The sequence below is a fragment of the Fuscibacter oryzae genome, from assembly GCF_016765795.1.
In the GTDB taxonomy this organism is placed as follows: Bacteria; Pseudomonadota; Alphaproteobacteria; order Rhodobacterales; family Rhodobacteraceae; genus Fuscibacter; species Fuscibacter oryzae.
This window is the reverse complement of the sequence record NZ_JAESVP010000009.1, coordinates 109,243-128,573: the sequence shown is the minus strand read 5'-3', so window position 1 is coordinate 128,573 and position 19,331 is coordinate 109,243. Positions and strand designations below refer to the sequence as shown.

The window sequence follows — 19,331 nt, the reverse complement described above, 5'->3', positions numbered from 1 at the left end:
CTTTTCCTTTCGCCCGCTTGACCGTTCCGGGCTGTTCGGGCCTAAGTGGCCCATGACCAGCCAGCCCCGAAAAAAGAAGGCCAAGGCCGAAACGGCCCCGCCCCCGCCCGACCTGCCAACCGAGTCCCGCTGGCGGCGTATCCGGCGCTGGGCGTTGCGCGGATTGGCCGGGGTTGCAGGGTTTTATCTGGTGCTGATCGTGCTGTTCAGCTTTGTTCCACCGCCAATCAACCTGTATCAGATGTCGGAATCCTGGCGGCTGGGCGGGATTGAAAAGGATTGGGTCGGCTGGGACGAAATCGCGCCCGTGATGGGCCGGTCGGTCGTGGCCGCCGAGGATGCGAATTTCTGCCTGCACTGGGGCTTTGACATGGCTGCAATCCGCGATGCCATCGACAAGGGGGCCAATCGTGGCGCCTCGACCCTGACGCAGCAGGTGGCCAAGAACGTGTTTCTTTGGCAGGGCCGAAGCTGGCTGCGCAAGGCGATGGAGGCGGGGCTGACCCCGGTAGTTGAGCTTTTCTGGTCCAAGCAGCGCATTCTGGAGGTGTATCTGAACAACGCCGAATTTGCCGAAGGCGTCTTTGGCGTGCAGGCGGCGGCACAGCATTACTTTGGCATCGATGCGCGGCAACTGACGGCGACGCAGGCGGCGCGGCTTGCCGCAGTTCTGCCCGACCCAAAGGGGCGCAGCGCGGGCAAGCCCGGCCCCTTTGTGCGCAGGCGGGCGGCGCAGATCATCTCGGGTGCCGAAACCATCGCTGCGGATGGACGCGCTTCGTGCTTTCAATCGGCGGAATGAAGGGCTGTCTTTCGCAACCCCGATTCGCGCCTGTTGAATTCTGCGTCCAGCCGGGGCATTGAGGAGGCCAGTCCCGAGATTGGCCAGAATGATCCGTCTTTACCATTTCCCGCTATCGCCCTTTTGCCGCAAGGTCCGCCTGACGCTGGCCGAGAAGAAGCTTGAGGTCGAGCTGGTCGAGGAGCGCTATTGGGAGCCTTCGCCAGATTTCCTGCGCCGCAACCCGGCGGGAAAGGTTCCGGTCCTGCGGATCGAAAACAAGGTTTTCAGCGAAAGCCAGGCGATCTGCGAGTTTATCGAGGAAAGCTATCCTGCGCCGCAACTGATGCCACGCGACCCCGCCGCCCGGTTCGAGGTGCGCCGCCTCTGCGCGTGGTTTGATGACAAGTTCCACAGCGAGGTCACGTCTAAACTGCTCTATGAACGGGTTCACAAGAAGGTCATGGGGCAGGGCTACCCGGATTCCAAGAACGTCAAGCACGGGGCCAGCCGGATCAAGTACCACATCGACTATCTGGGCTGGCTTTTGGATCAGCGCCGCTGGCTGGCGGGCAATGAGATGACCCTGGCCGATTTCACGGCTGCCGCGCATCTGTCGTCTCTCGATTATATCTCGGATGTGGACTGGAACCGTTCGGCTACGGTCAAGGACTGGTACGCCAAGATCAAGTCCCGCCCGTCGTTCCGGCCGCTGCTGGCCGATCAGGTTCCGGGCTTTCCGCCGCCCGCGCATTACGCCGATCTCGACTTCTGATCCGCACTGACGTGTTTCTGTTACACTGATGTCATAGCTCTGCACCGGCGCTGCCTTGCGGATGAATGATGATCAAAGAAACAGAAGAGCCGTTGCTGCTTGCCCATGGCATCAGTTGCGAAGAGGCATTCCGGCGGATTGCGCTGCCCTTCACCGCTGAAATTGACGCGCAGCTTGCCTTGTTCTTCGGCTCTGACGACCCGTCGGGTCCGCACAAGGCGCGTGTCGCATTGCGCCGCCTGACGACGGCGTTGGATGCCTTTGCGCCGATCCTCAGAAAGCCGGTGGTCAGGGATTTTCGACGCGAAGCCAAGGAAATCTTCCGGCTTTTGGGCCAGCAGCGCGACGCCGATGTATATCTTGCGAGTCTGACCGATGCGCGCAAGCTGCGCAAGGTGCAGGCCGAAACCGATGCTGTGCGTGCCGCGCTGCGCGTCGATCTGCGCAAGCGTCAGGCGGTGGGATTTGCCCCCCGGTTGCGTCAGGTGATTGAAACGGCGCAGATGTTCCGTACCACGCCCAAGGGTCATGCTCGCCGCGCGCTGCGGGTCGAAACCTATGCAAACCGCGCCCTGGACGAAGCATGGGAGACCTGCCATGACCATGGCAAAGACATTGCCCGCATGAATGGCCGCGATCAGCATGAGTTTCGCAAGGATATGAAATCCCTGCGCTACCTGACTGAATTCTTCGCGCCGCTGTGGCCGGGGCCAGAGCAGACGGTTTTCCACGAACAGATGCAGGATTTGCAGGACGATTTGGGCCATCTGAACGATCTGCGCAACGCCAAGGCACGGGGACGAAAGCTGTCGGCCGAGGCAGAACGGCAGGCGCAGGCCACCCTCAGTTCCGCGCAGGCCGGTTGGCTGGCCTTGCGCGCGGCACCGTGCTGGTGGCCGGTTGAAAAGGACGCCGAAGGCTAGCCTGCGGAGGGCCGCCGATTCAGCGTGCGTTCACCTTTCCCCCTCATGCTGCCGGGGTCAGGTGAAGGGCAGGGGCAGTATGGCGATTCTACAGGCGGGTGGCGCGGGCTTTGTGGTTTGCTTCGGGCTGGGGGTGCTGGTCCTGCTGACCCGCCGTTGGCATGGCCGGTGGAGCGAAGATGGCGTTCAGGGCGTGCAAAAGCTGCACCGCAGCCCGGTGCCAAGGATTGGCGGCCTTGGGATTCTGGCCGGGCTGCTGGCCGCGGCACCTTTCGCGTCCGCTGATTTGCGCCTTTTCGTGCTTGCGGCTCTTCCCGCCTTTGCCGCCGGTCTGGCCGAGGATCTGAGCAAGGCCGTCAGCGTGCGGTTGCGGCTGGCCGCAACGCTGGTTTCGGGTGCGGCCTTTTGCGTGTTGACGGGTCATATGATCGACCTTCCCGGCCTGCCACCACTGTTTATGTTCACCGCCTTTGCCATGGCGGGTATCGCCAATGCCATGAACATCATCGACGGGGTGAATGGCCTGTCTTCGGGCACGGCGCTGATCGCGCTGGCGGTCTTTTCTGCTGTCGCCGGGCTGGCAGGGGATGGGCAGATGCTGGTCGTGGCGGTGGCAATTTTCGGTGCGGTTCTGGGGTTCTTTGTGCTGAATTTCCCGCAAGGGCGCCTGTTTCTGGGCGATGGCGGGGCCTATCTGGTCGGGGTGCTTCTGGCGGGACTGGCGGTGGCGATTCCGGCGCGTAACCCAGATATATCGCCATTCTTCGGCCTGCTGGTTCTGGCCTATCCGGTCATCGAAACGCTTGTCACCGTTGCACGCCGCGCCGGCCGCAAGGGTGGAAATCCGGGTCAGGCGGACCGGCTGCATCTGCACAGCCTGTTCTATCGCCGTCGCGCCCCGGAATTGGTGCGGCAGATCGGCGGCGGGCCGGGCCTGCGGGCCGTTGTAACCACGGTTGTCATGTGGGGGCTGTCGCTGACAGCGGGGGCGCTTGCGATCGCCTGGCGGCAGATCGACCTGCTGGCATTGGCGGGTATTCTGCCGCTGACACTGGCCTATCTGGGCCTTTATCGTGACATCGCCCTGATCGCCCCAAGAAAACCGGCCCGCCACAAGGCGGCCCGGAATTCGAGGCGGCCCGTCCGCTTCGCGGCCTAGCCGTGCTTTACCATGACGTGGCGGACGACGCTGTAATCTTCCAGCGCGTAAGACGACATGTCCTTGCCATAGCCGGATTGCTTCAGCCCACCATGAGGCATTTCGTTCACCAGCATGAAATGGGTGTTGATCCAGGTGCAGCCATAGCGCAACCGCGCCGCCGTTGCCATCGCGCGGCCTACGTCCCGCGTCCAGACGGATGAGGCCAGGCCATAATCGCTGTCATTGGCCCAGGTAACCGCCTGATCCACATCGTCAAAGGGCGTGATCGAGACGACGGGGCCAAACACCTCTCGCCGCACGATCTCATCGGCCTGGGTGGCACCAGCGATAACGGTGGGGCGATAGTAGAAGCCCTGATCTATCGGCTCGCCGCCGGTGGTGACGCTGATGTGGTTCAGTTCGCGCGCGCGGTTGACGAAACTGGCCACCCGGTCGCGCTGACGTTGGCTGATCAGCGGCGGGATCTCGTTCAAGGTGTCGTCCGCAGCCCCCAGAGTGATGGATGCGGTGGCGGCGGTCAGGTCGGCCACAAGGTTTTCATAGACCTTCTTGCCCGCATAAACCCGGCAGGCGGCGGTGCAATCCTGCCCCGCGTTGTAAAAGGAAAATGCTCGCAGCCCTTCGACGACCGAGGCGATATCGGCATCGTCGAACACCAGAACCGGGGCCTTGCCGCCCAGTTCCAGATGCGTGCGCTTGACCGTTTTGGCGGCGGCATCGAGCATCTTGCGGCCCGTTGCCACATCGCCCGTCAGGCTGATCATATCGACGCCGGGGTGGTTGATCAGATGGTTGCCCACCGTCTGGCCCCGCCCGGTGACGACGTTGACGACACCTTCGGGCAGTTCCTCGGCCAGAATCCGCGCCAGTTTCAGCGCGGTCAGCGGCGTCTGCTCGCTGGGTTTGAACACCACCGTATTGCCCGCACCAATCGCGGGGGCCAGCTTCCACGCCATCATCATCAGCGGATAGTTCCATGGCGCGATGCTTGCCACCACCCCCACCGGATCGCGACGGATCATGCTGGTATGGCCCGCAAGATACTCTCCTGCAATCGCCCCGTGCTGGGTGCGCACGGCACCCGCGAAAAAGCGGTAGCAATCGACGATTGCGGGAATTTCGTCGTTGCGCGCGGCATTGATCGGCTTGCCGCAGTTCAACGCCTCCAATGCGGCAAAGCTCTCGGCCTCGGCTTCGATCCGGTCGGCGATGCGCAATAGCGCGGCGGATCGTTCGGCAGGTGTCGTGCGGGACCAGTGGTCAAAGGCCTTGCGGGCGGCGGCAACGGCACGGTCCACTTGGCCGGTGGACGCCTCGGCCACATCCAGAATCAGGCCGCCGGTGCGCGGATTCAGGACAGGCTCGGACGTTTCGGTTCCGGCCTCTAGCGCGGAACCGATCAGAAGATTGGTGGCGATGGTCATGGGCTCCTCCGGTTATTTCCCCGATCCGGCCACGTCAGAGCCGTTGCGGGTGAGGTAATAGGCAAGCAGGATGGGAATGAAGGTCGCGGCGAACACCAGCATGGCGACCACATTGGTGACGGGGCGCTGGCGCGGGCGGATCAGTTCCTCGAGCATCCAGATCGGGATGGTCGATTGCTGGCCAGCGGTGAAGGTGGTCACGATCACCTCATCAAACGACAGGGCAAAGGCCAGCATCCCGCCCGCCAAAAGGGCGGTGCCAAGGTTGGGCAGCAGCACATGGCGGAAGGTCTGGAAGGCATTGGCGCCAAGGTCTGCACTTGCCTCCAGTATGCCACCCGACAGCCGGCGAAAGCGGGCCACGGCGTTGTTATAGACGATGACGATGCAGAAGGTGGCATGGCCAAGGATGATGGTCAGCGTTGAAAAGGGAATCCCCATCTCGCCAAAGGCGGTGCGCAGGGCGATGCCGGTGATGACGCCGGGTAGGGCGATGGGCAGCAGGATCAGCAGGCTGATCTGTTCGCGCCCAAAGAACCGCGCTTTCGACATGGCGGCAGAGACCAGCGTTCCGAGGACCAGCGCCAGCGCGGTTGCAATCGCGGCAACTTGTAGCGACAGCCAGAACGCCTCCCAGATGTCGGGCCGCTGCCACGCCACGGCGAACCATTTGGTCGTCAGGCCGGGGGGCGGGAAGGCATAGCTGCGCTCCTCGGTGGTGAAGGCGTAGAGGAAGATCAGCGCGATGGGCAGGTGCAGGAACAACAGGCCCAGTCCGGCGGCTATGCGAAGGGACAGCGAGGCGCGATCAGAGAGCATCGAAAGCCCCCGCGCGTTTGGCAAAGCCAAGGTAGGCCAGCATGATCAGGATCGGCACCACGGCAAAGGCGGCGGCAAGCGGCGTGTTCCCGGCGGTGCCCTGCAACTGATACACCGCCATGCCGATGAAGCTGGCTGAATTGCCGATGATCTGGGGAATGATGTAATCGCCCAAGGTCAGCGAAAAGGTAAAGATCGACCCGGCGATCACGCCCGGCATGGCCAGAGGCAGAACCACGGTGCGAAAGGTCTGCGCGCGGGTTGCGCCAAGGTCAGCCGACGCCTCCAGCATTGAGGTCGGCACCCGTTCCAGTGATGCCTGCATCGGCAGGATCATGTAGGGCAGCCAGACATAGGTGAAGACCAGAAACATGCCGATATAGCTGGTGGACAGTGACCCGCCGCCGACGACGGGCAGGGCCAGCACGGCATCCAGCAGGCTGGAGGTGCCGGTGATGCCGGCGGCCCAGGTGACGATGCCTTCCTTCGCCAGGATCAGCTTCCACGCATAGACCTTGACCAGATAGCTGGACCATAAGGGCAGCATGATGCCCAGATAGAACACCGCCTTCCAGCGACCCTTGGCGAAGCGGGCGGCGTAATAGGCGATGGGAAAGGCGATCAGGGCCGCGCCAAGGGTAACGGCTGCGGCCATCAGCAGAGTGCGGATGATGATGTCAAGATTGGCGGCCCGAAACAGTTCGGCATAGGTTTTCAGGGTGAATTCCGGCACGACCATGCCGGAAAACTCGTCAATCGAGTAGAAGCTCTGGATCAGAAGGCTGAAGAGCGAGCCGAGATAGACCACACCCAGCCAAAACAGCGGCGGGACCAGCAGCAAGCCCAGCAGCAGGCGGGGGCGGCGCCAGAACAGGGCGGTCAGCCGATCAGACAGGCCTTTGGGTTGGATGATGGCGGGGGCGGGCATCAGGCACCTGCCATGATGTGCAGGGCGGCGGGATCGAAGGCGATGGCGGTTTGCGTGCCGGGTTCGGGCAGGGGCTGACCGGCGGGAACAATGGCCGCGAGTTCTGTGCCCCCCATATCCAGCACCACACGGGTGCCGCTGCCCAGATAGCGCAGGGCGGTGACGGTGGCTGTCACCGGGCCGGTGGCTGCAAGGCGCGTCACCTCAGGCCGCAGGCTGGCCCATTCATCCGGCCCGCCAAGGGCGCGGGTCAGGGCGGGGGGCAACACATTGGACGAGCCGACGAAATCGGCGACGAAACGGGTGGCGGGGCGGTTATAGACCGCCTCGGGCGTGCCGATCTGGGCAATCTTGCCTTCGTTGAACACGGCCAGACTGTCAGCCATCGACAGGGCTTCGTGCTGGTCATGGGTGACAAAGACAAAGGTGATGCCAAGGCGCTGTTGCAGGGCTTTCAACTCATCCTGCATCGCCTCGCGCAGCTTCAGGTCCAAGGCACCCAAGGGTTCGTCCAGCAGCAGAACGCGGGGTTCGTTCACCAAGGCACGGGCCAGCGCCACACGCTGCCGCTGACCGCCCGAAAGCTGGCCGGGCTTGCGGTCGCCGTAGCCCGACAGCTTGACCAGAGACAGCATTTCCTCGGCCTTTTCATGGCGTTGGGTCTTGCCGATGCCCTTGACCATCAACCCATAAGCCACGTTGTCACGCACGTTCATATGCGGAAACAGGGCGTAATCCTGAAAGACGGTGTTCACATTGCGCAGATGGGGCGGGGTGGTCGAGACATCCTCGCCAAAGATGCGGATCGTGCCCGTGGTGGGGGATTCAAAGCCCGAAATCAGCCGCAGGCAGGTGGTCTTGCCAGAGCCGGACGGGCCAAGCATGGCGAAAAACGACCCTTCGGCGATGGTCAGGTCAACGCCATCGACGGCGCGGACGTTGCCGAAATGGCGGGTTACTTGGGCGAATTCTACGGCGGCGGGCATGGGTGTCGTCCGGCTAATCCCTCACCCTGCCCTCTCCCCCAAGGGGAGAGGGCAGGGTGAGGCGCTTGTTGAAAGGGTGCCTCCCCTCTCCCGTTCGGGGAGAGAGGATGGGGGTGAGGGCGTTACCGCCCGCCGATCACGGCGATGTAATCCGAGACCCAGCGATAATAGGGCACACACTCGCCCTGTTCACACTTGGCGGTCGGCGTGGTCCAGAAGTGGATCTTCTCGAAATCATCCATGCCGTTCGCGGTGCAGCCTTCCTTGGTCTGCATGCCCGACTTGTCGGTGCAGGCCTCTGGCACCACCGGGTTCGACCCGAACCAGGTGGACAGGTCGGATTGCAGGTTCGAATTCAGCGTATGCTCCATCCATTTGTAGGCGCAGTTGGGGTGCGCCGCTTCGGCGTGCAGCATGGTGGTGTCGGCCCAGCCGGTCGCGCCTTCTTCTGGAATGGTCGAGGCGATGGGCTGCTTTTCCGAGATCAGCAGGTTCACCTGGAACGGCCACGAGGACGAGGCGACGACGCCTTCGTTCTTGAAGTCGTCCATCTGGATATAGGCGTCATGCCAATAGCGGCCCACCAGCTTGCGCTGCCCGCGCAGCAGGTCCAGCGCCGCCTTGTACTGATCTTCGTTCAACTGATAGGGGCTTTTGATGCCCAGTTCCGGCTTGTGCGCCATCAGATACAGCGCCGCATCGGCGATATAGATCGGGCCGTCATAGGCCTGCACCCGGCCTTCATTCGGCTTGCCGTCGGGCAGGTCTTGCGGCTCGAACACCACCGACCACGACTTGGGCGCTTCTTTGAACACATCGGTGTTGTACATCAGCACGTTCGGGCCCCATTGGTAGGGCACGCCGTAATGCACGCCGTCCACAGTGAACCACGGCGCATCTTTCAGCCGGGCATCGACCTTGGCCCAGGACGGGATCAGGTCGGTGTTGATCGGTTGCACCCGTTTGCCCGCGACCAAACGCAAGGAAGCGTCACCAGAGGCGGTCACAAGGTCAAACCCGCCCTCGTTCATCAGCGCGACCATCTCGTCGCTGGTGTTGGCGGTCTTGACGTTCACTTTGCAGCCGGTGTCTGCCTCGAACTTGGTGACCCAGTCATAGGCTTTGTCGGTGTCGCCGCGTTCGACATAGCCGGGCCAGGCCACGATATCCAATTGGCCTTCGCCTTCGCCCACGGCGGTCATTTGGGCCAGTGCCGGGCCAAGGCCAACGGCCAGTGCCAGAATCGTGGTGCCCATCAGTTTCATGGTTTTCATCCGCAATCTCCCTGAGGTTTCGCGCCAGAACGCAGCCGGATTCCCGGTCATGTGTCAAAAGTGCGGGGCTTGCCGAAGTTTCGCAATAACAAAACGCGGATGCGTTCCATCGGTAAATCCGATAGGTCAGTGGCCGGGCAGAGAGTCTTGCGCCGAACGGACAAAGTTCAGCGCCGGGGTGGACAGCGGCGCCCCGCGCCGCCAGGCCAGACCGACCTGAACCGAAGGCAGGTCGCCCGAAACATCGCGGATGCCGATACGGTCGCCTTCCAGCGACCAGGGGCGATAGACCAGGCTGGGCAGAATCGCCAACCCCGCGCCGGTGGCCACAAGGCTGCGTACGGCCTCCACACTGCGGGTGCGAAAGGCGATCTTGGGTTTGACGGCCAAGGCCCCCATCAGGCGGCGGGTCGATTCCTCGATCTCATCCACCATCAGCTGGATCAGCGGCTGGCCCGCCAACTCGTCCAGCGCGATCGATTCCTGATCGGCCAAGGGGTGCCCCAGCGGCAGCCATAGCCGATAGGGTGAGACGAGCAGCGTTTCGACATGCATCGCCATGCGGTCTTTGACCGAGGAGGTCAGAAGCACGGCCACATCCAGCTCTCCCCCGATCAGCAGATGTTGCAGATAATCGCCCGAATCCTCGATCACGTTCAGTTCCACTTGCGGAAAGGCGCGGCGAAAGCGTTGCAGGATGTCGGACAGCACATAGCCCGCGACAAGGCTGGTCACCCCCAGCGACAGACGGCCCGTCACCGGGGCCTCATCGCGGAATGTGGTGCGGGCAGTCGCCACATCCGACAGGATCTGCCGGGCATGACGCAGAAAAGCGCTGCCCTTGTGCGTGATCAGCAAGCCGCGCGCTTGCCTCTCGAACAGCTCGACCCCCAGATCATCCTCCAGCGCACGGATCGCCTCGGTGACCGAAGATTGAGAGATGGAAAGCTGTCGCGCTGCGCCAGAGACTGACCCTGCCTCTGCCGCAGCGACAAAAAACTGCAACTGGCGCAGGGTGAAGGCCATCAGGCCGCAGCAGCCAGCAGGGCGGGTCGCGCCGCTGCCACCAGCTTGTGATAGCTTGCCAGTTTACCGGGAGTGAAATGGCCCGGCTCTGCCAACAGATTCACCGTAAGCCGCACCACCCCCTGATCGTCCCAGACCGGAATATTGCAAGCAGACCCAAGGCCCATCGAGGTGATCAGCTCGTGGTCAAAGAAATGCTTGGCAAATTCCGGCGCGGTATTGGCGACAAAAGTGTTCTTTTGCTCGATGCAGTTGATGAACCATTCATCGCGCGTCTGCGGCTTGGTGCCTTGCTGCGGGTATTCGGTTGGATGTGAGGTATAGCTGCGCCAGACCAGCGCGCGCGCTGGATCCAGTACGGTTATGGTGAACAGGATGGTGCCAAGTTCGGCACAGGCGTGGTGCAGATCGGCTTCAGCAGACATGAGGGACAACTCCGTTTACCCTATCCGATCACGCGGGCGCTCGCGCTGCAAGGCCGGAGCAGCCGCACCTTATGCGACCGGGTGACGCCCCTGGGCCAGCACGGTCCAGTCCGCCGTGGGGGCGGGCAGGTCTGGCAGCGCGCCTTCGCAAAAGAACAGCCGGGTCAGGATCGGAATTGATGGCGCCTCAATCTCGGCCAGTGCCTGCCAATGCAGGCCGAACCCTTCTGCCAGCAGGCCCTCGGCATAGAAAGCCAGCTCTTCGGCATCCAGCATCGCTTCTTCGTCTTCCTGTGCCTGCCAGCCGGTGGCTTCCCACCAGATCACCTGACCCTCCATATCGGGGAACTTTACTGCCAGCCGCACCAAAGGGGCAAGGCAGGCTTCGAACGGAGAGGGGGTGCGTGCCATGCTGGTATCTTTCCTGTCAATCTCAAACTCTTGCTGCGCTCTGCGAGAAATGGCGCTGCGCAGCATTTTCGGCGAGATTGCTGCGCAGCATGGCCCGCTTGCCTAGCCCCGCATCATCGCCAGCCGGATCAGCGCGCGTTCCATCACTGCCATCAGCGGTGCCTTGGTCGAAGAGCGCAGCGTCAGGTCGGTATCGACCAGCAGGGCAATCGCCTTTTCCAGCGCCCGTACGCCCCAAGCTTGCGCTTGCCGGCCCATCGCATCTTTCTGACGAAAGTTCACTTTCGCCCTTTGAATGCCCGACATAGCCCCACCGGGGTCGCTGGCTGCGGCATGAAGCACGCGGAAATGGCGCAGCGCCATGATGCACAGCGTAACGGGCAGGGTGCCCTGCCCCTCCAGCCGCCGCAACAGGGGGCCGATCACGCCCGCCCGCCCGTCGGCCACGGCGCTGATCAGATCGTCCACCTCGGCCTCGATCGTGGCGGGCGCCATCGCCCCCACCTCGGTTGCGGTCAGCGCGCTGTCGTCGCCCCATTTATACAGCGCGATCTTGTCCAGCGTCTGGCGAAAGTCGCCGGGGTCAAGGCTGCGGGCCAAGGTGGTCAGGTCGGCCATCGCTGCCGGTTCAATCCGCGTCAGACCGGATTTCTTGAGCGCGTCTTCAATTTCCTCGCGCCCCGGCGGCTCATCATAAAGCCCGATGCTGACGGCATGGGGATGCTTGTCGAACAGCGTCTTCAACGTCGACTTGGCGGTAAGAGACCCGGCGGTCACCACAATCGCCGCATCGCCCGCCCGCCAGTCTTTCAATGCCGCACCAATGGTTTCGGTCAGGCTATCGGTTGCATCCTCAACAAAGGCAACGCGCTGGCCGGGGAAAAACCCGATCTCGCGCGTGGCATCGGCCAAGAGTGAGGCATCCTTGCGCAGTTCCGCCCCAGAAATGCGCGACAGCCGCATTTCGCCCTCACCCAGCGGGCCGATCAGGGCGGCAATCGCCTCTTGCCGTTTCAGCGCAACCCGCATGGCATCGGCCCCAAAAATCAGCAGACCGGCCTTGGCGGGATCGGGCCGCGCACAATACCGCGCGGCCTCGGCACCCTTCAGGATCATTTCATCCACGCCCCGGCGGTGGCCAGCATGCGCTGCACGATCTCATCGGCCAGAATGATCATCAGCCGCCGCCGTGCATCCTCTTCCGCCGCGACGCCTGCCACGGTCGATCCGGTCGCCGACCATGAGGTGAAGTTTTCAACCCGCCCGCCTGTCACACGCTGGGTGCTGGCATGGTCGGTCAGCGTCCAGTCGATGGTGCCGGTCAGGTTATAGCGGGTGATGGTGTTGTCGGGCGTATAGCCGACTCCAATCGGCTCGATCTTGATCGTATAGGCCAGATCATAGCGCGGATCGCGCGGGCGGCTGAGGCGCTGTTCGATCCGGTCCACGAAATCGAAGGCGTCCTTGTCGGTCGGGTCATTGACCCGCACCTTGCCGCGCAAGCCTTCGGCCACGCCACCCGGCCCATAGGTCGGTTGAAAGCCGCAGGCGGCCAGCGCCAGCGGCATCAGGATCAGGCTGCGGCGGTCAAGCCCCCTGATTTCACACCCTTTGGGTTCACGCGACGACATTGATGATACGGCCCGGCACGACGATGATTTTCTTCACCGGCTGCCCGGCAAGGAACTTGATCACATCCTCATCCGCCAGCGCGATCTTTTCAACCTCTGCCGCAGGCATATCCTTGGGCACGCGGATTTCGGCCCGCCGTTTGCCGTTGATCTGAATTGGCAGGGTCACGCTGTCATCAACCAGCATCGCCGGGTCGGCCTTGGGCCAGGGGGCGGTGGCGCACAGGCCGGCGCCGCCCTGATAAGACCAGATCGATTCGGCGATATGGGGCGTCATCGGCGACATCAGCTTGGCCAGCGTGCGGATCGCTTCCTTCATCACCGGGGTTGAGGCATTGGCCTTGTGCAGCGTGTTGGTAAAGCCATAAAGCGCCGCGATGGCCTTGTTGAAGGCAAAACCTTCAATGCTGCGCGTTACCTCATCCACGGCCTTGTGGGTCGCGCGGGTCAACTCATCATCGCCTTCGCCCGTGTGATCCACCGGCATCTCGCCGATGCGGCTGCAAAGCGACCAGACGCGCGACAGATGCTTATAGGTCGCTTCGGCGCCGCTTGCCGTCCATTCCACATCCCGCTCGGGCGGCGAGTCGGACATCACGAACCAGCGCGCGGTATCGGCGCCGAACTGGGCGATGATGTTCATCGGATCGACGACGTTCTTTTTGGATTTCGACATCTTGGCCGAGGGGATCACCTCAACCAGCAGACCTTCATCCGCCAGCGCGCGGATCCAGGCATCGACATCATCCACCATGTCCAGCGGCGGCTCCACATTCCCCCGAACCACAATCCGGCGGTCGGCGATGGTGAAAACCGTCACATCCTCGGGCAGGTGATAGACCGGGCGGCCGCGGTCATCGGTGGTCTTGTAGATCTCATGCGTCACCATGCCTTGCGTGAACAGCGCATTGAACGGCTCGGTCGCGCGCTGGGGCAGGTGGCCGGTGGCGTGCATCGCGCGGGCGAAGAACCGGCTGTAAAGCAGGTGCAGAATCGCATGTTCGATGCCGCCGATATACTGATCGACGTTCATCCAGTAATCGACCTCGGCCGCGTCGGTCGGCACCTTGGCGCGGGGCGCGGTAAAGCGGGCGTAATACCAGGACGAATCGACGAAGGTGTCCATCGTATCCGTCTCACGCTTGGCCGCAGCGCCGCATTTGGGGCAGGGCACGTCGCGCCAGGTCGGGTGACGGTCCAGCGGGTTGCCGGGTTTGTCGAATGACACGTCATAGGGCAGCTCGACCGGCAGGTTTTCCTTTTTCTCGGGCACCACACCGCAGGTGGCGCAATGCACCACCGGAATCGGGCAACCCCAATAGCGCTGGCGGCTGACGCCCCAGTCGCGCAGGCGGAACTTGGTCACGCCCTTGCCATAGCCCTGCGCCTCGGCGTGGGCGATGGCGGCGGCGATGGCCTCGTCTCCGGTCTGCACCTCGGCCCCGGCAAAGCCGCGCACGAAACGCACCTTTTCCGACTTCATCGGCACGAAAGCCTCGGCCAGAGCGGCATCCTCGGCCCCTTCGGCCACGAACACCGCCTTGATCGGCAGCCCATACTTGGTGGCAAAATCGAAATCGCGCTGGTCATGCGCCGGGCAGCCGAAGATCGCGCCGGTGCCGTAATCCATCAGGATGAAGTTGGCGATCCAGACCGGCAGTTCCCAATCGGGGTTCAGCGGGTGCTTCACGCGGATGCCGGTATCGAACCCGATCTTTTCCGCCGTCTCCAGCGCCTCGGCGGTGGTGCCGCCCATCCGGCATTTGGCAAGGAATGCCGCCACGGCAGGGTCAGCCTCCAGCACCTTTGCCAGCGGGTGATCCGGGCTGATCGCGGCGAAACTCGCTCCCATCAGCGTATCGGGCCGGGTGGTATAAACCTCAATGCTGTCAAAGCCTTCCGGCGCGCCGACGGTCTCAAACGCAAACTGAAGCCCGCGCGATTTGCCGATCCAGTTGGCCTGCATCAGCCGCACCTTCTCGGGCCAGTCTTTCAAACCGTCCAAGGCGTTCAGCAAATCTTCGGAATAGTCGGAAATCTTGAAGAACCACTGGGTCAGCTCGCGCCGCTCCACCGCCGCGCCCGACCGCCAGCCCTTGCCGTCGATCACCTGTTCATTGGCCAGCACGGTCATATCGACCGGGTCCCAGTTCACCACCGCCGCCTTGCGGTAAACCAGACCCTTTTCCATCATATCCAGAAACATCGCCTGCTGCTGGCCGTAATATTCCGGGTCGCAGGTTGCCAGTTCCCGTGACCAGTCAATCGACAGCCCCAAAGGCTTCATCTGCCCGCGCATGTCGGCGATGTTGCCATAGGTCCAGTCTTTCGGATGGCCGCCCCGCTCCATCGCGGCATTCTCGGCGGGCATGCCAAAGGCATCCCAGCCCATCGGATGCAGCACCGAAAACCCCTGCGCCAGCTTGGTCCGCGCCACCACATCGCCCATGGTATAGTTGCGCACATGCCCCATGTGGATGCGCCCCGACGGATAGGGGAACATCTCCAGCACATAATACTTGGGCTTGGCCGGGTCGTGCCGGGCCGCAAAGGTGTTGGCCTCGTCCCAGGCCTTTTGCCACTTCGGTTCAATGCTTGCGGGGTCATATCGCGACATGGCGGGCCTCATTTCCTGATCGCCCGTGGCATACACCGCCCTGCCCCCGAAGGTCCAGAGCGGCCCATTCCGCTTTCATACTGGCATAAATATCCCGGGGGCCCGGGGGCTGGCCCCCGGCCTGCGCCAGATCAGAGCTTACCGTCCTGCACGCGCAATTGGCGGGCGCGGGTCAGAATCGCATCCTCGACCGCGCGCACCGTCTCGGGGGCAACCGCGCCGCCGCCCTTGGTCTGCATCGCGATGCGCAGGCTGCGGGCGTCCAGTGCGGGGTCTTGCACATAAATCGTGGCGCGATAGGCCCGGCCGCCGCCGGGAGGGGCACCATATCCTGTCACGATCACGCCGGTGAACGGATCAACCGATTCGATGGGCAAGAAGCTCAGCACATCCAGCGAGGCGTTCCAGATATACTTGTTCACCTCGACCGTGGTGTTCGGGTTCGCTCCGCCGTTCAGCAGGCCGCGCAACGACGTCCCCATACCTGTGCCTGCCATTTCGCGGTCTTCGCGGGTTTTGGCGGCCTTGTCCCCGAACCAGCCCTTGCCGCCGCCTGAACAGGCTGCCAGCGCCAGAATCAAGGCGCCACTGATAAGACCGCGCGTGAAGCGTCCGATAGACATGAAGGCCTGCCCCTATCCGGTTTTCCTGCTCTGTAACTGACCCACCGGGATGCGACAAGGTTTTTCCCGTATATAAGGAAGGGCCTGCCCGCGCTGCCTGCCCTTATGCTCCCCGCCACGGGTTCCCCGTCTGGGGGCACTGTGGCAAAGCTGCACCATCGGCTCCGATCTTCCCGCCATGCCTGCCGCTTTCCATTGCAATGCCGGGTCGTAAGCGGGAAACAAGGTGCATCCCCAATTCGGATTCCCCTGAATTGGGCACCTTTGATACAACGAGGGAAAACGAAATGAAAAAGATTCTGCTCGCCTCCACGATGCTGGCCGCTTTTGCGACCGTCGCGGACGCTGAAACCGGTGTGAAGATCTCGGGCTATGGCCGCTTCGGTCTGGTGTATGATGGCGACAACTCCTTCCTGCACACCCGTCTGCGCTTCAACATCGACGCAACCACCGAAACCGACGCTGGCGTGACCTTCGGTGGTCGTATCCGCCTGCAGAACACCGGTGGTGGCTACGACTCCTACACCGACGGCAACACCTCGATCAGCCCGGCTCTGCTGTACGTTGAGTACGAAGGCCTGCGCGTCGAAGTTGGCAACGTCAACACCGCGTTCGACTCGGCTGCTCTGATCTATGATTCGGAAATCGGCCTGACCGACTCGTCGTTCGGCGACTCGCAAACGTCGTTCTACTCGTTCTCGACCGGCTCCTACCACTCGGGCCGCGCCGGCGTGTACGCTTCGTACAGCATGTCGGGCTTCACCGCCCAGGCGTCGTACATCGATGACGAACACTACCACACCGGTGTTGCTTCGGACGCTGAAACCTCGATCGCTCTGTCGTACTCGACCGACCAGTTCACCGTGTCGGCTGCTGCGGTTCAGAACGGTGCCGGCATTGCCGACAATGACGCTTGGTTCATCGGCGGCGCCTACAACATCAGCGACGTTGCAACCGTCGGTCTGAACTACATCGACGAAGGCACCGACGCTCTGGGCCAGACCATCGTTCTGTACGGTTCGTACAAGATGGATGCTGTGACCCTGAAGGGCTATGTTGGCCAGTCCGACGCCTATGACTCGACCGTCATCGGTATCGGTGCTGACTACGATCTGGGCGGCGCCAAGCTGACCGGCTCGATCCAGGACAACGGCAACGACACCGTTGCTGACGTTGGTGTGCGCTTCAACTTCTGATCCTACCCGGATCAAGTTTAAGGACAGAGCGGGCTTCGGCCCGCTCTTTTCTTTTATGGCGGGCTGTGGCCATCTGCCGGCCAAGAGGTGCCCCATGTCCTATGCCGAAATCACTGCCCGCATCCACGAAACCTGTCAGCAGCTTGGCCGCGCCGAAGGGTCGGTTCATCTGATCGCGGTCTCCAAGGTGCAGCCGCAAGACCGGGTTCACGCCGTTCTGGCCGCCGGTCACCGCCTGTTCGGCGAGAATTATGTGCAAGAGGCACAAGCCAAATGGCCCGCCTTCCGGGCAGAGTTTGGCCCGGTGGCCGTGCATATGATCGGCCCCCTGCAAACCAACAAGGCCAAGGCGGCGGTAGAACTGTTTGATGCGATCCACACCGTGGACCGCCCGTCGCTGGCCGAAAAGTTGGCTCGTCTGGCGCAAGAGCGTGGGAAATCCCCCGCCGTTTTTGTTCAGGTCAATACCGGGGCAGAGCCGCAAAAGGCGGGCATTTTGCCCGAAACGGTCGATGATTTCATCGCCACGGTCCGCACCATGGACCTGCCGTTGCAGGGCCTGATGTGCATTCCCCCCGAAGCCGAAGACCCGGCACCCCATTTTGCCATGCTGGCCCAGATCGCGGCGCGCAACGGCCTTTCGGGCCTGTCGATGGGGATGAGCAGCGATTTTGAGGCTGCGATTGCCCATGGTGCCACCCATATCCGGGTCGGCAGCGCCATCTTCGGAGCCAGAACCTACGCCTAGACGATCAGCCGCGCCCCCGGCGTCAGCCGCTTTGCAATCCACAGCAAATCTTCGGGCGCAAAGGCTACGCAGCCCGCTGTCGGATAGCCGGGCCTGCGCCAGCGGTGCAGGAAAATCGCCGATCCGCGCCCCGGCACGGCATCTGGCCAGTTCCAGTCGGTGATCAGTACCAGATCATACAGCGGATCGGCCCGCCGCAACCGTTCATGCGAGGGGGCATAGGGCGCGCTGACCATATGGTTATAGTCCGGATCGGCCGGATCATCCGACCACAGATCGCCCGGCCCGATCTGCACCGCCCAGGGTGCAGGCCGCGCCATCCGGTCGGGGCGATACAGCATCCCGACGATTCCATGGCTGCCGGTCGGCGTGCCGCCATCGCCCTCGCGCTTGGCCCCCGCCGGAACAATGCCGCCGCGCCCGACCGAACAGGGCAGCATGCGCCCCATGAACCGCACCCCCATCGGCGTCAGAATCAGATCGGCGGGCGTCACAGCAGATGGCCCGATTTGGCCGCCTTGGTCGCCAGATAGGCGGCGTTCTGCGGCGTTTTCCCCACTTTCAGCGCGACCCGCTCTGCCACCCGGATGCCGCAGCTTTCCATCATCGCCATCTTGCGCGGGTTGTTGGTCAGCAGCCGCACCGTGCCAAAACCCATGCCGCGCAGGATCTCGGCCCCGATGCGAAAATCGCGCTCGTCATCCTCAAACCCCAGCCGGTGGTTGGCCTCTACCGTGTCAAACCCCTGATCCTGCAAGGAATAGGCGCGCATCTTGTTGGCAAGGCCAATCCCGCGCCCTTCCTGGTTCAGATACAACAGCACGCCCGCGCCTTCGCTGCCCATTTGGGCAAGTGCCGCGTGCAATTGGGGGCCGCAATCGCATTTCAGGCTGCCCAGCACGTCGCCGGTGAAACAGGCCGAATGCAATCGCGCCAGCACCGGGTGGTCGCGGTCGGGGCGACCGATCTCGATGGCATAGTGTTCCGCCCCGCCATCATCGGGGCGAAAGATATGCACGCGCCCGGCCTGGCTGGCCACCATGGGCAATCGGGCAGAAACCACCTCTTCCAAGGGCGCAAGGCGGAACAGATCGCTGCAATCGGTCAGCGCCAGAAAGGTCAGGCCCTGCGCGACGGCAAAGGCCATGCCGTCGGCCACCTCGACCAGCACGGCGGCGGGCAACAGTTGCGCCGATTTCGCCAGTTGAAGCGCTGCGCGGTGCAGGGCGGCGCTGCCCTGACGAAGTGCTGCAAACGGCCCCTTCATCGGTACGCGCAAATCATCGGCCGGGTCTGCCACCGCGTTCAGCCAGTCCAGCCCTGCGCCCTGCGGCACGATCAGCCGCGCCAGATCGTCATCATAGGCCGGGGTTTTCAACGTCTCTGCCCGACGCGCGGTCAGCGCCAGTTCCGGTTGCCCCAGCGCGCGCATCGCCGCCAGCCGGTCTGCCCCCAGCGTTTCCACTGCCGCTGCCAGTAGGGTTCGCCCTTCGCCCGCCAGCACGATGGGCAGGCCAAGGCGCAGGTCGCCACGGGCGCGGCCAAGTTTTTCGGTCTGGTTGGGCGCAAGGGTCATCGCAAT

At 63.0% G+C, this 19,331-nt stretch carries 20 protein-coding genes; 6 read left to right on the top strand and 14 right to left on the bottom strand.

Features of this window, described 5'->3' with window-relative positions; genetic code table 11:
* The first annotated feature begins 52 nt into the window (after positions 1-52).
* From mtgA to JI744_RS16245, 4 genes are all read left to right on the top strand, one after another.
* Positions 53-802: a monofunctional biosynthetic peptidoglycan transglycosylase gene (gene mtgA / locus JI744_RS16260; RefSeq protein WP_202662209.1), complete on the top strand. Its 750-nt coding sequence runs from the start codon at positions 53-55 to the stop codon at positions 800-802.
* An 88-nt stretch (positions 803-890) separates the two neighbouring features.
* On the top strand, positions 891-1,556 hold the full coding sequence (gene fzlA, locus JI744_RS16255) for an FtsZ-binding protein FzlA (protein ID WP_202662207.1): 666 nt from the start codon (positions 891-893) through the stop codon (positions 1,554-1,556).
* 68 nt (positions 1,557-1,624) lie between these two features.
* Positions 1,625-2,479, top strand: coding sequence for a CHAD domain-containing protein (locus JI744_RS16250; protein ID WP_202662205.1), 855 nt, complete (start codon positions 1,625-1,627; stop codon positions 2,477-2,479).
* Positions 2,480-2,558: 79 nt separating this feature from the next.
* Positions 2,559-3,638, top strand: a complete 1,080-nt coding sequence (locus JI744_RS16245) for an MraY family glycosyltransferase (protein ID WP_202662203.1) — start codon at positions 2,559-2,561, stop codon at positions 3,636-3,638.
* On the opposite strand, the gene JI744_RS16240 is transcribed toward JI744_RS16245, so the two are convergent.
* The 12 genes from JI744_RS16240 to JI744_RS16185 all read right to left on the bottom strand — a co-directional run bounded on the left by JI744_RS16240 (position 3,635) and on the right by JI744_RS16185 (position 15,805).
* A complete protein-coding gene (locus JI744_RS16240) occupies positions 3,635-5,059 on the bottom strand; it encodes a gamma-aminobutyraldehyde dehydrogenase (RefSeq protein WP_202662236.1) in 1,425 nt (474 codons plus the stop codon). The two genes, JI744_RS16245 and JI744_RS16240, sit on opposite strands and share 4 nt — an antisense overlap.
* Before the next feature lie 18 nt (positions 5,060-5,077).
* On the bottom strand, positions 5,078-5,884 hold the full coding sequence (locus JI744_RS16235; protein ID WP_202662202.1) for an ABC transporter permease: 807 nt from the start codon (positions 5,882-5,884) through the stop codon (positions 5,078-5,080).
* The gene (locus JI744_RS16230) at positions 5,874-6,812 is read right to left on the bottom strand and encodes an ABC transporter permease (protein ID WP_202662201.1); all 939 of its coding nucleotides are present in this window, start codon (positions 6,810-6,812) and stop codon (positions 5,874-5,876) included. Before JI744_RS16230 ends, JI744_RS16235 begins: the two co-directional genes overlap by 11 nt.
* Entirely contained in the window at positions 6,812-7,798 is a 987-nt protein-coding gene (locus tag JI744_RS16225) for an ABC transporter ATP-binding protein (RefSeq protein WP_202662199.1), read from the bottom strand. The genes JI744_RS16230 and JI744_RS16225 overlap by 1 nt, the downstream gene beginning before the upstream one ends.
* A 122-nt stretch (positions 7,799-7,920) precedes the next feature.
* On the bottom strand, positions 7,921-9,072 hold the full coding sequence (locus tag JI744_RS16220; RefSeq protein ID WP_202662192.1) for an ABC transporter substrate-binding protein: 1,152 nt from the start codon (positions 9,070-9,072) through the stop codon (positions 7,921-7,923).
* Positions 9,073-9,198: 126 nt separating this feature from the next.
* Positions 9,199-10,098, bottom strand: a complete 900-nt coding sequence (locus tag JI744_RS16215; protein WP_202662190.1) for a LysR substrate-binding domain-containing protein — start codon at positions 10,096-10,098, stop codon at positions 9,199-9,201.
* The gene (locus JI744_RS16210; protein ID WP_202662187.1) at positions 10,098-10,523 is read right to left on the bottom strand and encodes a GAF domain-containing protein; all 426 of its coding nucleotides are present in this window, start codon (positions 10,521-10,523) and stop codon (positions 10,098-10,100) included. Before JI744_RS16210 ends, JI744_RS16215 begins: the two co-directional genes overlap by 1 nt.
* Positions 10,524-10,592: 69 nt before the next feature.
* Positions 10,593-10,934: a hypothetical protein gene (locus JI744_RS16205; protein ID WP_202662186.1), complete on the bottom strand. Its 342-nt coding sequence runs from the start codon at positions 10,932-10,934 to the stop codon at positions 10,593-10,595.
* A 102-nt stretch (positions 10,935-11,036) separates the two neighbouring features.
* Positions 11,037-12,050, bottom strand: a complete 1,014-nt coding sequence (gene holA, locus JI744_RS16200) for a DNA polymerase III subunit delta (RefSeq protein ID WP_202662235.1) — start codon at positions 12,048-12,050, stop codon at positions 11,037-11,039.
* Positions 12,047-12,565 carry an LPS assembly lipoprotein LptE gene (lptE, locus tag JI744_RS16195; RefSeq protein WP_236019499.1) on the bottom strand — a complete coding sequence of 173 codons (519 nt, stop codon included), beginning with the start codon at positions 12,563-12,565 and terminating at the stop codon, positions 12,047-12,049. The genes holA and lptE overlap by 4 nt, the downstream gene beginning before the upstream one ends.
* Positions 12,552-15,182: a leucine--tRNA ligase gene (leuS, locus tag JI744_RS16190; RefSeq protein ID WP_202662184.1), complete on the bottom strand. Its 2,631-nt coding sequence runs from the start codon at positions 15,180-15,182 to the stop codon at positions 12,552-12,554. The genes lptE and leuS overlap by 14 nt, the downstream gene beginning before the upstream one ends.
* 131 nt (positions 15,183-15,313) lie before the next feature.
* On the bottom strand, positions 15,314-15,805 hold the full coding sequence (locus tag JI744_RS16185) for a DUF3576 domain-containing protein (protein ID WP_202662183.1): 492 nt from the start codon (positions 15,803-15,805) through the stop codon (positions 15,314-15,316).
* 287 nt (positions 15,806-16,092) lie between these two features.
* On the opposite strand from JI744_RS16185, the gene JI744_RS16180 reads away from it, so the two are divergent.
* Both JI744_RS16180 and JI744_RS16175 read left to right on the top strand, forming a co-directional pair.
* Positions 16,093-17,001, top strand: coding sequence for a porin (locus JI744_RS16180; RefSeq protein ID WP_202662182.1), 909 nt, complete (start codon positions 16,093-16,095; stop codon positions 16,999-17,001).
* A gap of 94 nt (positions 17,002-17,095) precedes the next feature.
* Complete coding sequence (locus JI744_RS16175; RefSeq protein ID WP_202662181.1) at positions 17,096-17,749, top strand: YggS family pyridoxal phosphate-dependent enzyme; 654 nt, start codon at positions 17,096-17,098, stop codon at positions 17,747-17,749.
* On the opposite strand, the gene JI744_RS16170 is transcribed toward JI744_RS16175, so the two are convergent.
* Together JI744_RS16170 and ribA are read right to left on the bottom strand one after the other, a co-directional pair.
* Positions 17,746-18,243, bottom strand: a complete 498-nt coding sequence (locus JI744_RS16170; protein ID WP_202662180.1) for a L,D-transpeptidase family protein — start codon at positions 18,241-18,243, stop codon at positions 17,746-17,748. The two genes, JI744_RS16175 and JI744_RS16170, sit on opposite strands and share 4 nt — an antisense overlap.
* Positions 18,240-19,325, bottom strand: coding sequence for a GTP cyclohydrolase II (gene ribA / locus JI744_RS16165; RefSeq protein ID WP_202662179.1), 1,086 nt, complete (start codon positions 19,323-19,325; stop codon positions 18,240-18,242). Before ribA ends, JI744_RS16170 begins: the two co-directional genes overlap by 4 nt.
* Between the last annotated feature and the right edge of the window lie 6 nt (positions 19,326-19,331).

Excerpts from the sequence above, each read along its gene's own strand:
- mtgA (WP_202662209.1), top strand. The coding sequence starts at position 53 with ATGACCAGCCAGCCCCGAAAAAAGAAGGCCAAGGCCGAAACGGCCCCG.
- fzlA (WP_202662207.1), top strand. The coding sequence starts at position 891 with ATGATCCGTCTTTACCATTTCCCGCTATCGCCCTTTTGCCGCAAGGTC.
- JI744_RS16250 (WP_202662205.1), top strand. The coding sequence starts at position 1,625 with ATGATCAAAGAAACAGAAGAGCCGTTGCTGCTTGCCCATGGCATCAGT.
- JI744_RS16245 (WP_202662203.1), top strand. The coding sequence starts at position 2,559 with ATGGCGATTCTACAGGCGGGTGGCGCGGGCTTTGTGGTTTGCTTCGGG.
- JI744_RS16235 (WP_202662202.1), bottom strand. The coding sequence starts at position 5,884 with ATGCTCTCTGATCGCGCCTCGCTGTCCCTTCGCATAGCCGCCGGACTG.
- JI744_RS16230 (WP_202662201.1), bottom strand. The coding sequence starts at position 6,812 with ATGCCCGCCCCCGCCATCATCCAACCCAAAGGCCTGTCTGATCGGCTG.
- JI744_RS16225 (WP_202662199.1), bottom strand. The coding sequence starts at position 7,798 with ATGCCCGCCGCCGTAGAATTCGCCCAAGTAACCCGCCATTTCGGCAAC.
- JI744_RS16220 (WP_202662192.1), bottom strand. The coding sequence starts at position 9,072 with ATGAAAACCATGAAACTGATGGGCACCACGATTCTGGCACTGGCCGTT.
- JI744_RS16215 (WP_202662190.1), bottom strand. The coding sequence starts at position 10,098 with ATGGCCTTCACCCTGCGCCAGTTGCAGTTTTTTGTCGCTGCGGCAGAG.
- JI744_RS16210 (WP_202662187.1), bottom strand. The coding sequence starts at position 10,523 with ATGTCTGCTGAAGCCGATCTGCACCACGCCTGTGCCGAACTTGGCACC.
- JI744_RS16205 (WP_202662186.1), bottom strand. The coding sequence starts at position 10,934 with ATGGCACGCACCCCCTCTCCGTTCGAAGCCTGCCTTGCCCCTTTGGTG.
- holA (WP_202662235.1), bottom strand. The coding sequence starts at position 12,050 with ATGATCCTGAAGGGTGCCGAGGCCGCGCGGTATTGTGCGCGGCCCGAT.
- lptE (WP_236019499.1), bottom strand. The coding sequence starts at position 12,565 with ATGTCGTCGCGTGAACCCAAAGGGTGTGAAATCAGGGGGCTTGACCGC.
- leuS (WP_202662184.1), bottom strand. The coding sequence starts at position 15,182 with ATGTCGCGATATGACCCCGCAAGCATTGAACCGAAGTGGCAAAAGGCC.
- JI744_RS16185 (WP_202662183.1), bottom strand. The coding sequence starts at position 15,805 with ATGTCTATCGGACGCTTCACGCGCGGTCTTATCAGTGGCGCCTTGATT.
- JI744_RS16180 (WP_202662182.1), top strand. The coding sequence starts at position 16,093 with ATGAAAAAGATTCTGCTCGCCTCCACGATGCTGGCCGCTTTTGCGACC.
- JI744_RS16175 (WP_202662181.1), top strand. The coding sequence starts at position 17,096 with ATGTCCTATGCCGAAATCACTGCCCGCATCCACGAAACCTGTCAGCAG.
- ribA (WP_202662179.1), bottom strand. The coding sequence starts at position 19,325 with ATGACCCTTGCGCCCAACCAGACCGAAAAACTTGGCCGCGCCCGTGGC.